Source organism: Bacillus sp. AR4-2 (assembly GCF_008274865.1).
GTDB classification, from domain to species: Bacteria; Bacillota; Bacilli; order Bacillales; family Bacillaceae_G; genus Bacillus_A; species Bacillus_A cereus.
This window is the reverse complement of the sequence record NZ_CP031062.1, coordinates 816,345-830,135: the sequence shown is the minus strand read 5'-3', so window position 1 is coordinate 830,135 and position 13,791 is coordinate 816,345. Positions and strand designations below refer to the sequence as shown.

The following is a 13,791-nucleotide window of genomic DNA, read 5'->3' as shown; positions in this document are numbered from 1 at the left end:
CTTTAAGAAAGTGCCTTTAATCCTGTCACTCCACATACAATAAGAAACACACTAATAATACGCGCTTTACTTTTCGACTCCCCAAACAAGAACATGTTTAATAAAACGGCACCTGCTGTTCCAATACCGATCCAAACCGCATACGCGACACTGACTTGTAAAAATAAGAAAGATGTATACAAGAATGCGAAGGATGTAGCAAACCCGCCTATATAAATCGCACCATTGGCTAATGTTTTATCTTTACTATACATTTTAAGTCCTATCACACCGACTATTTCACTAATTGCAGCACAAAATACGAAAAACCAACCCATCTTTAAGCAGCTCCTTCCACAGTTTCTTCTTTATTATCAGCTAGCTTTAAACCGATAACGCCAGCTACAACCATCACGATAAAGAATAACTTCCCTACACTGAAACTTCCGCCGAAAAGAAATACATCCATCAAGAAAGTACCTACCGTACCAGCTCCGGCGAAAACAGCATATACAGTCCCGGTTGCAAGATGTTCACACGCTTTAGAAAGGAAGTGAAAATCAACAGCGATAACTCCTAAAATAATAATCCAATGCCACCAAGTATTAGCCGTATTAAAACCAAACACCCAAAAAATTTCAAAGATACATGTTAATATGACATATAACCAAGCTCTATTTTTCATACCTCTCACCTCTTATGACTGACTATCAGTCATTTTTGTTTTAAAAAAAATATGCTCTTTCATCACTACTATATATAAACAACTATCATCCTCATTTACCATTTATATTTGTTCCGTTTTCAAACTAACTACATCCTGCCACAGAAAATGACTGAATGTCATTCATACACATTGTATATGAATAAATCATACTGTGTCAAGAATCGATTTTCATAATAAATATGCGCAGAAATATAGAATAAGGGAATACGATACGAATCGATATACAAGCATCCCCTTATTATTCATGTGGATTATTTATTTGTATGTACTTTTAAAACATACGATTACTTTTAGTAAACCCTATCCAATTCCTCCTCCTATCGTATTTAATAACACATCATCAACATTAGGTATTCCCACCCCAAAAAGATATTGTAAAAATTCGATTGTTGTTGACGTTAATATGATTAAGAATATTACTACATAAGAATTGAATAGATTTCGAAACCATAACGGCAGAAAAAATCCTAGTGGTAATAAAAGTAATATATTACCTAAAATAATAGTTCCGATTCCATATATATTTAATATGTGAATTATAGAATCAAAAGGAATTAATTGTGGTGTAGAAAATTTAAAAATAGATTTATTCTCAAGCACTCTTTCATAAATAGACCACGGTATCGCCTCGATTCTTGTAATTATTAATACTCCCATTGTATAAATAAAAGATACACTTACTAGCAATAATCGTAAGATCAAAAACTTTAAAGAGAGGTCGTTTTTTTTGTATTTCCATATAAGTATTATCGCTATTATTAAAAATATTGTTCCAATAATAGGTGAAACATACGGGGGACTAAATTGAATCATCTCGGAAAAAGTTCTTGTAAAATATGTCGCCATTTTAACGTAACTCCTTAAATAATATATAAAGTAAAACTTAATCAGTAGGAATTTTGTTCATTATACACTGATTATTAATTGAACCAATCGGACATTAACGGACAGCACGACTGCCCACTAACTTCTTTGCTTCAGCCTAATTTTGAGTTAGAAATCTCCCTACTAGTTATTGTGGAATGAAATAATAATTAGTTTTTTCAACTCTTATTTATTTTCAAATTTATTCTTGAATGCATCTTTTATTTTTTATCCCCTGTTCTATTGTTAAATCACCATCTATCATTGTTAGTTTATTTATAAGTAATATCAGGATAAGAATAACCTAGTCTGCTTACATATTCTTTGTTATTATTCATAATAGATTTACTTCATAATTAACATTATATTATAAATATAATGCGATATATAACTATGTTTATTTTATTTATAAACTTTATTGTTAAAGCTATTATTTTTCAGTAAAAAAATAGCTAATTATCAACGATAAGCAGATAAATTAAACATAAAATGAAGATTCAATCAGTCTGTAAATAGTCGAATAAACTGTCCTACCAGACAATTTATTTCTGATTCCACATGTAGTTAGAAAAAATTCTATCGTCCACTGTATATTTCTCAATAATCTGTCAATACTGCTAGTAACATAATATTTTCTCCACTCCCCCTTGGAGAGATCCCTTGAATGGAGCAGTTAGCTTTTGCTAGCTGCTCTTCTTTATTTACCAACACACTATGAGATCAAATCCATGTTTATCCTATAACTAAGGAGCGAATTTTGTTTTCTATTTATTTTTCCAATGAGCTTTTGTAAGCACGAATTTTATTCTCGAGCATCTTCTCTGTAACTTCTAAGTTTTCTCTTTGAATCTGAATAGATTTCCTATGATCTTCTAGGAGCTGTAAACGAGCTTCTGTTGTATGCTCCCCTTCTGTATATAATCTAGCGTATTCTCTTATTTTCGCTATTGGCATTTGCGTTTGTTTTAATTTCATTACAAACTGCAACCACTTTATATGTGACTCTTCGTAAAGTCGATTTCCATTTGTATCTCGATTTGCAATTAATATATTTTCCTTTTCATAATAACGTAGTGTATGTGTGCTCACGCCTAATAATTTTGCTACCTCGCTAATTGTGTACATACTAAAACTCCCTCCACATGCTTACCCTCATATATTTTATGACCTTATCAAATTTATAAAAAACATTTGACTTAGAGTATACTCTAACAAATACAATCTAACCATAATAAATTCATTTGAACTTAGGGGGATTTTATATGAAATACACTGTTATTACTGGCGCAAGTTCCGGAATTGGTTATGAAGCAGCTTTAGCATTTGCATCTCGCGGAAAAAATTTAGTACTTGTAGCTCGAAGACAAGAAGAATTAAACGAATTAAAATTGAAAATTAACGAAATGCATCCAGAATTGGATGTTGTCATTCGAAGAACTGATTTATCTGTTACTGAAGATGTTTATAAACTTTATGAAAGCCTACAATCTTTTCAAATTGAAACGTGGATTAACAACGCAGGTTTTGGTAATTTCGCCTCAATTGCTGAACAAAATTTAAATAAAATCGAGACGATGTTGCATGTCAATATAGAAGCACTAACAATACTCTCTTCTCTTTTCGTTCGAGATTATTCAAAGGTTGACGGAACACAGCTTATTAACGTTTCATCGGGCGGCGGATACACGATTGTTGCTGATGCTGTTACGTATTGCGCTACGAAATTCTATGTAAGTGCATTTACAGAAGGGCTGTCTCACGAACTGAAAGAACAAGGCGCAAAACTGCAAGCAAAAGTTTTAGCTCCTGCTGCAACTGAAACAGAATTTGCGAAGCGTTCATTTGATATTGATGAATTCCAATACGATAATGTTGTACCAAAATTCCACACTGCAAAACAAATGGCACAATTTATGCTTGATCTTTATGATAATGATAAAGTTGTAGGAATTGTTGACGGTTTAACGTATAACTATGAACTTAAAGATCCACTTTATAATTTTGCCGTAAGACAAACGAATTCAAATTCTTAATCACATCTCCATTTCTTATGGAAATACATGTTCCCACTATATCTGTAAATAATAGTGGGAACTTTTTCTCTATAAATTTTTCATCCAACATACCGCACCATCGCTACTTCATCACAATAATCCACCTTTGGACAATGTCTACAATCAATCCATACTTTCTCTGGCAACGCTTCTTTATTTATAAAATCAAATCCACACTTTTGAAAAAATACTGTTTCATATGTTAAGGAAATTACTCTTCTTACATTTATTTTCGTAGCTTCCTCCATTACATGATTTACGAGCATACGCCCTATCCCTTTCCCTGCATATGTATGCAAAACTACTAACGATCGTATTTCTGCAAGATCTTCTCCTAATACATGCAATCCAGCAACTCCAACAATTCTCTCGTCTTCTTTCATAACATATAAACATTGCAAATATTGATAAAGAGACAAAAGAGAACGTGGTAAAACAACTCCCTCTTTTGCATAAACCTCAATAAGACTATAAATTTCTTTCACATCACTCGTCACCGCATTACAGATTTTCATATTACATCCCCTTGCCCCTCAATATTAATATTTATAACTTAAAATGAATTTTAATTCATAATTTTATATAATAATACATCTCTCTTTTCTCCTCGTCAATCAATTTATACAAACAAAAAACCAAGCAATCTAATCGATGCTCGGTTCCTCATCTCGTATCGGCAATACTGTTGAATATTTAATTTCACGAAGTGCCAAACTCGTCTGTATACGTGTAATACCAAGCTTATTCAGCTTTCTAATAAACTGCTCTAGTTCTTTACGATCACGATTTGCAACCTTTAATAAATAATCGTACTCCCCTGTTAAACAGTGACATTCTAACACTTCCGGCATCGATTCTAATTCTTTCTCCAACACTTCCAACTTGTCAAATTGATGAATATTCGTACTCATAAAAATAAAGCATAATAAATCAAACCCAAGCTTTTCTTGATTTAAAATCGCAACTTGCTTATCGATGAACCCTTCCCCATCTAACCTTTTTATTCTTGCATGCATCGCAGCCGGTGATAAATTAACGCGACGTGCCAGCTCTGCATTACTTACTTGTGACTCCTTCTGCAATATATCTAAAATTTGTACATCCAAATCATCCAACACTTTAATAACAGACGACTCCATTACAATTCCCCCTTTTTTCTTACCGATGATTATTCGAAAAAACACCTTATAATTTATCCAAAACTGAATATCATTCTGTAAATATCATTCACAGATAAATATTTTATCGAGTTTTTACCATTATACAAAAGAATATATTACACAATAAAGAAAAATGCTAAAATTATTTACAATTCGTATTAATTATAAAAAAGGGGATTTTAGCATGCCTTATTTTTACGTCTTTTTACTATTACTAACGAGCTTATTATGGGGAGGAAATTTTGTCGTTGGAAAATCACTCGTCGATCATGCATCACCGATGACACTGACAAATTTAAGATGGATGATTGCGATTGTTTGTTTATTACCGATGGTATGGTTTAAAGAAAAGAAAATCCTTCCACCACGTACCGCAATACTTCCTTTAATATTGATGGGAATTTCAGGGGTCGCTCTTTTTAACATCTTTCAATTTTTAGCATTAGAAAAAACATCCGCTACGAATGTAGGTCTTATCTCTACTTTGAATGCAATTTCAATCGCATTATTTTCAGTATTATTTCTAAAAGAAAAAGTAAATACACTTCAAATCCTATCCATGATTCTTTCATTCTTCGGGGTTATCCTCGTCCTATTAAAAGGTGATTTCTCGCTTTTATTTTCACTACATTTTAATAGCGGTGATTTATGGATGATTGCAGCAGTCTGTATTTGGGGAATCTATTCTGTTTGTAGTAAATGGGCAACAAAAACAACTACACCACTTATGGCAACGTTGTACTCTGGTATTTTCGGCGTTATTTTATTACTACCGTTTAACATAGGTAGCTTCACTGTTTCAAATATAAATACTTCTTTCATCACATCACTTTTATATACTGGGCTTATTTCGACAGTTCTTTGTATGGTATTTTGGAATATTGGTGTACAAAAATTAGGTGCAACTACATCAGGTATTTTTCTAAACTTCAATCCAATTTTCACAGCCATTTTAGCATTCATATTTCTCGGAGAAGAATTAACGTGGATACAAATTTTAGGGACAATTGTTGTTGTAACAGGATGTTATTTATTTTCTCATTTCAAAACTGTTGCCGTTCAGCCAACTAGACCTTTAATACGAAAACATTCTTAATGAAAAAACATCGTCATCTGGGTTGGCGATGTTTTTATTTATTCTTCATTTCTTTTATATACTGCTTTTCCTCTTCTGGCGATAAACGTTCCGTCGCCTTACCAGTATCTCCACCTTGAAGGCTCCATAAAAAGTTATGTTCCTCAACAGTTTGAGAAAAATCTCCTTTTTCCCATCTATTTATAATAGAAAGTAACTTCATTTTATATTGAAAACCTGTACTATTTTCAATATCCCTTTTTACATTAGAAATTTCCTTTTTTGTCATTTCTACAAATCCCCATTTTTCAGAGGATTTTACCTTTTGGTGCACCATTTTATGCATAGTAAAAATAATTTCACCTTCACTAATTTGCGGGGCTTCTTCTGCAGCTTTTTTCTCTTTTTCGTTTGCCGCTCGCTCGGTTTGAATATTTTTATTTTCTTTTTCCACATATGCAAGCAATTTCTTTCCGCCAACTATAGAAGAGATGATTACCATAATGGTAATACATATACCTACAATCCATTTAAAAAGCATTAGCTCTTCATCGCTTCCCTAACAATATGACTATCTACATATTGCTTAAACTTCACGATTTTTCCATTTTCAAGCTGCCATACATGAACAAATTCTGCTTCAAATGATTTTCCTGTTTCTTTATAAACTCCAGAATACATACCTTCAGCAATAATTACATCTTTTCCGTTTACTTCATGATATGTATTTACACTTGCTTTATAATCATCCCAGTCTGATCCTAAACGGCTAAATACATTTTCCATTATAGCTTCTACGCCTTTATATGTTCCGCCGTACGGGAAACCTTCTGCCTCTGTCCATTCCACTTTTTCAGAGAAGGCTTCTGCTAAATGCTTTGCATTCGAAGACGCTGATCCTTCATACGTGCTTTGAATAATTTCTAAATTTGATTTAGGCATATTACTTCCTCCCGTTTATTTATTTTTACACAAGACGTAACTGACATAGTTACATCTTGTGTAAAAAAATATTTAAATTGTTTTACTCTTAATCTATTTGTTGTAACCATTATAGTTACAATACTTCTTCAAGTCAACAATTATAAATAAAATTTACTTCGTTTTCATTACTTTCTCTTTTAAGAAACGATCTACATATCCTTCTGCTTTTACTACGAATAAATACGCACCCATTGATAATAATGCAAGATCTAATTCATATCCTGGATTCTTTCCATCTCCTAATAAACCTGCTGCTCCATTTACCTTTACGATAGCTCCAGCTAAAATAAGAGCGAATAACAATCCTACATATCGTACACCTAAACCGATAATTAATAATATACCACCAACTAATTCAACTGTTGCTACGCCGTATGCAAGACCACCTGGTAAACCGATGCTTGTAAACCATCCTGCTACATTATCGATACCTGATTGAAACTTAGCTAAACCGTGTGCAAAGAACGTAACCCCTAACACGATACGAATAATTAAATTCCCAATATATTGATTCATTTTGAACTCTCCTTTTTGTTTTGTTATGGTGAACTTTTATTTACAAGTCAAAACAATACGGTATTTTATTTCATTCGTCAAATACTTTTTTAAAGAAAACAAAAAACATTATCCGTTTTACGGATAATGTTTTCTTACAAAATAGCGCTAATTCAAGCTTTTATTCTATCGCATAGAAAAAGTTGAAACATTTTTCCAGCGCCAATATAAGGCAGTAAAGAAACGTCCTCTTCCACAACCATTCCAACAACATTCACTTTCTCATCTACAGATAAATCATTTATAGCAACTTGCATCCCCCCTGCATATCTACCATACAATTCATTATCAATTGTAATACTGCCTTTCTTTCTTACAATTGTATGCATCGGCTGTAACACCACTCTATTTCCTTCCCTTGATTCTACAGATCGAATAACATCACGAGCTGGATCTAGTCTATTTGTATGCACTTGCTCTACCACTTTTAATACTTCTTTATCAGTTATAAATGATTTGTAACGCAATGGAATAATCCCTCTACTTGCACTAGCTACTTCTTGCATACTTTCCAAACTTGCGCTTATATCTCCAATCAATACTTTATCAACACCACAATCTTGAACAAGTTCTAAGTAAGCTTCAAGCGGGCGCATATTGCGATGTTTTTCTAACGTTGGTAGCCCTTCATATAACGGACCTCGTTTTTCCGCATCTCCTGGAATAAATGCCATCGTCTTTATTCCGCACTTCTGTAAATATTGATTTTGTTTTTGTAAGAAGGACTTTGCTAGTCCTGTCTCTGGACGTGGGTAAAAATTATGCCATGCTTCTACATTCTCTACTCTTATATGTTCTGCAAGTAATTCTTTCCAAAATGAATTTGTAATCGTACTCGCATTTAAAGCTACTTTCATCTTATGAGATACGCTTGCAATTTCTTTTGGCGCAATGCCGTAATCCATTCTTAAACCGGTAATGCCCCAGTCCAATAGCTCTTCCACATTTTCATATGTTAGCCCTAAATGGTGTAACGATTTTGGAGAAACATCAACCATTAGCTCCATTTCATGTGCAAGAGCTTGTTTCCCCAATATTTGAATTAACTCTTTATACGTATTTGGATCATCTTCTGGAATGTGCAGTGATGTAAAAATAGATGTAAACCCATTTTCCTTCGCTACTTTTAGCCACTCTTCTTGTTTCTCTACTCGTTCTTTTGAAAGATAAATGGAAACTCCGATCATATAAATCTCCCTTTCTATTAATAGAAAAAGAGAAAGGAATCCCTTTCTCTATATGTTTTCTGCCATTTCTTCTTTAAATCCGAAGAAGTACGTAAAGATAAATCCGAAAGCATATGCAATTACTAAACCTAAGAAATATAGTAAATATTTATTGTCAGCAATTAATGGAATTAAAGATAGCCCTGATACGCCAATTCCAAGAGAAGCTGTTTGCATAACTGCTTGGAATGCACCACCGACAGCCGCTCCTAAACAAGCAGTAATAAACGGTTTCCCAAGTGGTAATGTCACCCCGTATAATAACGGCTCACCAATTCCTAAAAAGCCAACTGGCAATCCACCTTTAATTACATTTCGAAGTCGCTTGTTTTTTGTTTTCACATAAATCGCAATTGCTGCGCCCACTTGGCCAGCACCAGCCATTGCCAGTACTGGTAATAAAGGTGTTACCTGTGTTTGATTAATAAATTCCATATGAATTGGTGTTAAACCGTGATGCAATCCGACCATAACGAGAGGTAAAAATGTTCCCGCAAGTACTGCGCCAGCAAATGCTCCGCCAATATTTAAAATAGCATTAATTCCGCTCGTAATACCATCTGATAAGAAACCTGCTAATGGCTGAATGGCTAACATCGTTACGATACTTACAACTAATACAGTAATGAGTGGCGTCACGATTATATCAACTGCATTCGGCACTGCTTTTCGAACTTGTCTTTCCACTACAACCATAAGCCATGCTGCAAAAATAACTGCAAACAATCCGCCTCTTCCAGGCACTAATGCTTCACCAAACAATTTTACGTTTGCCATCGCCGGATTGAAAATTAGAATACCAGCAATTGCCCCAAGAACCGGTGTCCCGCCGAACTCTTTCGCTGTATTCCAGCCGACTAAAATTCCTAAGAATGTAAAGATACCGCCGCCGATGAGTAGTAACATTTGTAACCACGTTGCATTTGGATCAGCACCAGCGTTTTTCGCAAAGTTAGCAACCCCGTTTATAATTCCTGACGCAACAAGACCTGGAATTAATGGGATGAAAATACTTCCTATTTTTCGTAAAAAGTTTTTCACCGGTGTATTATTTTTCTTCTTAATCTCTGACTTCATCTCTTGCCCAATATCTTCAAGGTGATGATCTGCTACCTCACCAATTCGTAGTCCTGTCAAACCTTCCATTTCAGCTGCCACTTTATTTACTGTTCCCGGACCAACGACAACTTGAAGCGTCTCATCTTCTATAACACCCATAACGCCTTCAACTTTTTTCAAAAGGTCCATGTTTACTTTACTTTCATCATGAAGCGTTAATCGCAGTCTCGTCATACAATGAGCAATACTACGAATATTTTTTATTCCTCCAAGTTGCTCCGAAATTTCCTTGGCCATTCTCTCTTCTTTCTTCATAATAGAATCCCCCTCCCTATTATTTTATAGTGCTTTCTTCACAAACCCTTTAGCGTATTTTAGTTTCTCCAGTGCTTCCCCATATTCACACTGCAACAACACCATAACAATTGCAGCTTTTACGTTACGTTCTGCCTTTTCATAATACTCTGTCGCTACTTCATAACTAGCGCCTGTTGCTTCCACAATAATTCGTTTTGACCGTTCTACTAACTTTTCATTTGTGGATTGAACATCTACCATTAAGTTTTTATATACTTTTCCTACACCAATCATCGAAGCTGTTGAAATCATATTCAGCACTAATTTTTGTGCTGTACCAGCTTTTAAACGCGTTGATCCTGTTAATATTTCTGCACCTGTCTCTACTTCCACATTTAACTTTGCATATTTACTTATTTCAGCATTTTTATTACAAGAAATACTCGCTGTACTCGCTCCTACGCTCTGTGCGTATTTCAAGCCGCCGATTACGTAAGGAGTTCTGCCACTTGCAGCAATTCCAATCACTGTATCTTTCTCATTTAATCCAATACTTTTTAAATCTTCTTCCGCTAACTCTTCGCGATCTTCGGCACCTTCCACCGCTTTAGTAAACGCTTTCAATCCACCTGCTATAAACCCTTGCACCATTTTATCATCCGTGCCAAATGTCGGCGGACATTCCACTGCATCTAGAATACCTAAACGACCACTCGTACCAGCACCAATGTAAATTAAGCGTCCCTCTTCTTCAAAGGATTTAATAACAGTCTGTACAACCTTTTCAATTTGTTCTATCTCTTTTTCAACTGCTAACGCAACAGTTCGATCTTCTTCATTCATACTTTGCAACACTTCTTTTATGCTCATTTCATCCAGATTCATTGTTTTCTCATTACGATGTTCTGTCGATAAATTTTCTAACATATTGCCACCCTCTTTGAAATTATATTTCACACTTTTATTATAACTTTAAGAAACTAAAAATCAATAACTCTTTCTTATTTTATGAAATAAAATTTCAAGACATGACATATTTTTGTCAAAGATAATAAAGTGAAACTTTAATCAGTGGGGGTTTTGTTCATCCCCACTGATTATTAGCCCGCACCACTCGGGCTTTTACGGGCAGTTGATCCCCCATCTAACTTTCTTTGCTTCCGCTGAATTTTGAAGTGGGGGGCTTACTGCCCGTTAACGGGATAAAAAAAAGATGAGTCTCCTCATCTTTTCTTCTACTTTAACTTCCGTAACCGCAACGCTTCTTCTCGCGTCTCCATAAATTGATCCAATACTTTATTGCCAATTCGGTTGAAAGTAATCACATATAAAGCATCAATCATATTCAGTTGCGTCATTCTCGACGCAATACTTGCAATACGATGATCTTGTTCTACATCTGGCATACAAAGACGAATGTCCGCTTCTTTATATAGGGGGGATGATTGATCTAGCTTCGTAATTCCAATAACAGTTGCACCTTGTCTCTTTGCATACTGCGCCATTTCAAGCACATCTCTCGTTCGACCAGATGTTGAAATCGCAACAAATATATCGCCTTCTTTTAAATTTGTCACAAGCGGCAACATCATATGAAAATCAGATAGCATCATCGCTGTAAATCCAAGCCGCGTAAATTTATAAGCCCCGTCCATTGCTGGCGTAGCTGATCCGCCTACTCCGTAAAATATAATTTTATCTGCTTTGACAATACGATCTGCAGCTTTCTCAAGTTCCTTCTTATCTATCGCAGTAACACTCGCCTCAATCGCAGCTTTATTCACATAAGTAACTTTATTAAATAAATCATACGGTCCATCTTCCGTATTCATCACTGAAAAATCATTTATATTATAATCAGCAATCGTTAATTCACGAACGAGTGCTATCTTAAATGCTTTAAAACTTCCGATTCCAATCGATTTACAAAAGCGAACGACACTCGCTTCACTTGCGCCTGCATTCGTTGACACTTCTTTCGTCGTTAAATTCGGTACAATCTCTGCATTCTCCATTATGTACATGGCAACCTTCTTCTCAGCTGGTGAAAATTGATCCATATTACTTTCAATTTTAAATAGTAATGTTGAAGCTTTCACTATTTAACCTCCACTTCTTACGGTTGCGTTCACTTATTTTCTCTTGCTTCAAGAAGGTAATAACCATCATCGCCAGGAGGATGAAACACATTTACAATGCGATTCCCTTTTTGATAAACAGTTCTTTCCCCTTCTGTCCACTTCTTTTCCCAACCGTTCATCCAAATCGCAACATCAGGTAAAAAAGCAGTATATTTCAGCTTCTGACCGTACTCACCATCTGCTTCTTCCGAAAAAATAGAAACCGGAAAATCTTTCACTTTAGATTCTTTCCATGCAGTAAATGGTATACATACTGCAATAAGTACGATTACACCGATAACCTTGTCCTTCGTAATCTTCACACTTCCCTCTCCTTGTCATATCACATACATAGATTTTACCATAATTACAAACCCTTCATGCTATATGATCATTGCTTTTGGGAATAAAAAAAGAGCTTACCTACATCAGATAAGCCCTTCCTGTTTATACAAAATATTTCTTCAAAAGTGGCGGTGTAATAATCGTCGTCAATATAACAACAATAACAATCGCTGTGAAATTTTCTTTCGCTAATAAATTCGCCGTAAGTCCATTTGCTGCGATGATAAGCGCTACTTCACCACGTGATACCATCCCCGCACCAATACTGATAGAAGATTGGCGATTAAATCCTGTCAGTCTTGCGCCTAAGCCGGATCCGATTAACTTTGTGAAAATCGCAACGAGAGTCATAATAATAATGAACCAAAGCTGACTTCCAATGCCTTGAAATGTAATTTCCATTCCGATACTTACGAAGAATACTGGAACAAATATTGCATAAGCAATCGGTTCAATTTTATGTTCCACTTCATGCTTATACTCTGTTTGAGAAATAGCAATTCCTGCTGCAAATGCTCCAATAATGCCTGCAATTCCCATCATTTCACTGTAATAAGAAAAAGAGAAACAAATAATAAGAGCCGCGCTAATTAACGCTTCTGTTACACGAAGCGGGACAAGCATTTTCATAATCCAAGGAACGACTTTCCAAGCAATAAAAACAATACTTACAAAGAAAATAATTTTCTTTACAATGACCAGTGTTATATTCACATCTTGTGTTCCTAAAAAACTCATTACAAATGCTAATAAAATAACGACAATGACATCATCAAATACGGCAGCACCTAAAATTGTTGTACTTTCTCTCGTATTCATTTTTCCTAGATCACGTAGCGTCTGCACCGTAATACTAACCGATGTTGCGCAAAGTAATAAGCCTAAAAAAATGGCATGGGATTGTATTAATCCAAACAGCAATCCTGTTACATAACCACCGATGAAAGGAAAAATAATTCCACCGGCCGCTACTGCAAACGACGATTTCAAATTCCGATTTAACTCTTCTAAATCTGTTTCAAGTCCCGCCATAAACATAAGTAACAAAACACCAATCTCACTCAATTCATCAATCAGTTCAGAACTATTAATAATACCAAGTACAGCCGGACCGATAATAATACCGACAATTAACTTACCAAGTACAGAAGGCTGACCAAGTCTTACACTAATGTCACCAGCTAATTTCGTACAAAGTAAAATGACGACAAGTTCAAAATAAAATAACATAGCATCTGCTCCTACTTTAACTTTAATCAGTGGGTCGTTAACCCCCGTCCATTTCTGCAAGTAGTTTCCCCTATTGATCCGCATTTTATTTGTCATATTTTTATTTGACAAAATAT

At 34.9% G+C, this 13,791-nt stretch carries 17 protein-coding genes; 2 read left to right on the top strand and 15 right to left on the bottom strand.

Annotated elements, in window-relative coordinates:
• Positions 1-2: 2 nt before the first annotated feature.
• From DN399_RS04350 to DN399_RS04335, 4 genes are all read right to left on the bottom strand, one after another.
• Positions 3-317, bottom strand: coding sequence for a DMT family transporter (locus tag DN399_RS04350; protein WP_000539671.1), 315 nt, complete (start codon positions 315-317; stop codon positions 3-5).
• Positions 318-319: 2 nt separating this feature from the next.
• Entirely contained in the window at positions 320-664 is a 345-nt protein-coding gene (locus DN399_RS04345; protein WP_000796022.1) for a DMT family transporter, read from the bottom strand.
• 342 nt (positions 665-1,006) lie between these two features.
• Entirely contained in the window at positions 1,007-1,552 is a 546-nt protein-coding gene (locus tag DN399_RS04340; protein ID WP_149149340.1) for a VanZ family protein, read from the bottom strand.
• Between the two features lie 786 nt (positions 1,553-2,338).
• Complete coding sequence (locus DN399_RS04335; protein ID WP_006921034.1) at positions 2,339-2,695, bottom strand: MerR family transcriptional regulator; 357 nt, start codon at positions 2,693-2,695, stop codon at positions 2,339-2,341.
• Positions 2,696-2,832: 137 nt separating this feature from the next.
• Between DN399_RS04335 and DN399_RS04330 the strand changes: the two genes are divergently transcribed.
• Entirely contained in the window at positions 2,833-3,603 is a 771-nt protein-coding gene (locus tag DN399_RS04330; protein WP_149149339.1) for an SDR family NAD(P)-dependent oxidoreductase, read from the top strand.
• Between the two features lie 80 nt (positions 3,604-3,683).
• Here the strand turns inward: DN399_RS04330 and DN399_RS04325 are convergent, their stop codons facing one another.
• Both DN399_RS04325 and DN399_RS04320 read right to left on the bottom strand, forming a co-directional pair.
• Positions 3,684-4,139, bottom strand: a complete 456-nt coding sequence (locus DN399_RS04325; RefSeq protein WP_086388815.1) for an N-acetyltransferase — start codon at positions 4,137-4,139, stop codon at positions 3,684-3,686.
• 129 nt (positions 4,140-4,268) lie between these two features.
• Positions 4,269-4,763 (bottom strand): Lrp/AsnC family transcriptional regulator, encoded by a 495-nt coding sequence (locus DN399_RS04320; protein WP_000446095.1) that lies wholly within the window; start codon positions 4,761-4,763, stop codon positions 4,269-4,271.
• 205 nt (positions 4,764-4,968) lie between these two features.
• On the opposite strand from DN399_RS04320, the gene DN399_RS04315 reads away from it, so the two are divergent.
• Entirely contained in the window at positions 4,969-5,880 is a 912-nt protein-coding gene (locus DN399_RS04315) for a DMT family transporter (protein WP_001146239.1), read from the top strand.
• Positions 5,881-5,914: 34 nt separating this feature from the next.
• Here the strand turns inward: DN399_RS04315 and DN399_RS04310 are convergent, their stop codons facing one another.
• The 9 genes from DN399_RS04310 to DN399_RS04270 all read right to left on the bottom strand — a co-directional run bounded on the left by DN399_RS04310 (position 5,915) and on the right by DN399_RS04270 (position 13,771).
• A complete protein-coding gene (locus DN399_RS04310) occupies positions 5,915-6,400 on the bottom strand; it encodes a PRK06770 family protein (RefSeq protein ID WP_000897989.1) in 486 nt (161 codons plus the stop codon).
• On the bottom strand, positions 6,400-6,801 hold the full coding sequence (locus DN399_RS04305) for a nuclear transport factor 2 family protein (RefSeq protein WP_001126697.1): 402 nt from the start codon (positions 6,799-6,801) through the stop codon (positions 6,400-6,402). Before DN399_RS04305 ends, DN399_RS04310 begins: the two co-directional genes overlap by 1 nt.
• A 153-nt stretch (positions 6,802-6,954) precedes the next feature.
• Positions 6,955-7,359 carry a DoxX family protein gene (locus DN399_RS04300; protein WP_001077751.1) on the bottom strand — a complete coding sequence of 135 codons (405 nt, stop codon included), beginning with the start codon at positions 7,357-7,359 and terminating at the stop codon, positions 6,955-6,957.
• Positions 7,360-7,511: 152 nt separating this feature from the next.
• Positions 7,512-8,585, bottom strand: coding sequence for a DUF871 domain-containing protein (locus DN399_RS04295; RefSeq protein ID WP_149149338.1), 1,074 nt, complete (start codon positions 8,583-8,585; stop codon positions 7,512-7,514).
• A gap of 48 nt (positions 8,586-8,633) precedes the next feature.
• A complete protein-coding gene (locus DN399_RS04290) occupies positions 8,634-9,998 on the bottom strand; it encodes a PTS transporter subunit EIIC (protein WP_000711297.1) in 1,365 nt (454 codons plus the stop codon).
• 24 nt (positions 9,999-10,022) lie between these two features.
• Entirely contained in the window at positions 10,023-10,907 is an 885-nt protein-coding gene (gene murQ / locus DN399_RS04285; RefSeq protein WP_000892348.1) for an N-acetylmuramic acid 6-phosphate etherase, read from the bottom strand.
• 308 nt (positions 10,908-11,215) lie between these two features.
• The gene (locus tag DN399_RS04280) at positions 11,216-12,079 is read right to left on the bottom strand and encodes a MurR/RpiR family transcriptional regulator (RefSeq protein ID WP_000648159.1); all 864 of its coding nucleotides are present in this window, start codon (positions 12,077-12,079) and stop codon (positions 11,216-11,218) included.
• 29 nt (positions 12,080-12,108) lie between these two features.
• Positions 12,109-12,423, bottom strand: coding sequence for an outer surface protein (locus tag DN399_RS04275; RefSeq protein ID WP_149149337.1), 315 nt, complete (start codon positions 12,421-12,423; stop codon positions 12,109-12,111).
• A 124-nt stretch (positions 12,424-12,547) separates the two neighbouring features.
• A complete protein-coding gene (locus tag DN399_RS04270) occupies positions 12,548-13,771 on the bottom strand; it encodes a cation:proton antiporter (RefSeq protein ID WP_060852387.1) in 1,224 nt (407 codons plus the stop codon).
• Positions 13,772-13,791 lie beyond the last annotated feature (20 nt).

Bases quoted from the DNA above. Each gene is read 5' to 3' on its own strand.
- DN399_RS04350 (WP_000539671.1), bottom strand. From the start codon at position 317: ATGGGTTGGTTTTTCGTATTTTGTGCTGCAATTAGTGAAATAGTCGGT.
- DN399_RS04345 (WP_000796022.1), bottom strand. From the start codon at position 664: ATGAAAAATAGAGCTTGGTTATATGTCATATTAACATGTATCTTTGAA.
- DN399_RS04340 (WP_149149340.1), bottom strand. From the start codon at position 1,552: ATGGCGACATATTTTACAAGAACTTTTTCCGAGATGATTCAATTTAGT.
- DN399_RS04335 (WP_006921034.1), bottom strand. From the start codon at position 2,695: ATGTACACAATTAGCGAGGTAGCAAAATTATTAGGCGTGAGCACACAT.
- DN399_RS04330 (WP_149149339.1), top strand. From the start codon at position 2,833: ATGAAATACACTGTTATTACTGGCGCAAGTTCCGGAATTGGTTATGAA.
- DN399_RS04325 (WP_086388815.1), bottom strand. From the start codon at position 4,139: ATGAAAATCTGTAATGCGGTGACGAGTGATGTGAAAGAAATTTATAGT.
- DN399_RS04320 (WP_000446095.1), bottom strand. From the start codon at position 4,763: ATGGAGTCGTCTGTTATTAAAGTGTTGGATGATTTGGATGTACAAATT.
- DN399_RS04315 (WP_001146239.1), top strand. From the start codon at position 4,969: ATGCCTTATTTTTACGTCTTTTTACTATTACTAACGAGCTTATTATGG.
- DN399_RS04310 (WP_000897989.1), bottom strand. From the start codon at position 6,400: ATGCTTTTTAAATGGATTGTAGGTATATGTATTACCATTATGGTAATC.
- DN399_RS04305 (WP_001126697.1), bottom strand. From the start codon at position 6,801: ATGCCTAAATCAAATTTAGAAATTATTCAAAGCACGTATGAAGGATCA.
- DN399_RS04300 (WP_001077751.1), bottom strand. From the start codon at position 7,359: ATGAATCAATATATTGGGAATTTAATTATTCGTATCGTGTTAGGGGTT.
- DN399_RS04295 (WP_149149338.1), bottom strand. From the start codon at position 8,585: ATGATCGGAGTTTCCATTTATCTTTCAAAAGAACGAGTAGAGAAACAA.
- DN399_RS04290 (WP_000711297.1), bottom strand. From the start codon at position 9,998: ATGAAGAAAGAAGAGAGAATGGCCAAGGAAATTTCGGAGCAACTTGGA.
- murQ (WP_000892348.1), bottom strand. From the start codon at position 10,907: ATGTTAGAAAATTTATCGACAGAACATCGTAATGAGAAAACAATGAAT.
- DN399_RS04270 (WP_060852387.1), bottom strand. From the start codon at position 13,771: ATGACAAATAAAATGCGGATCAATAGGGGAAACTACTTGCAGAAATGG.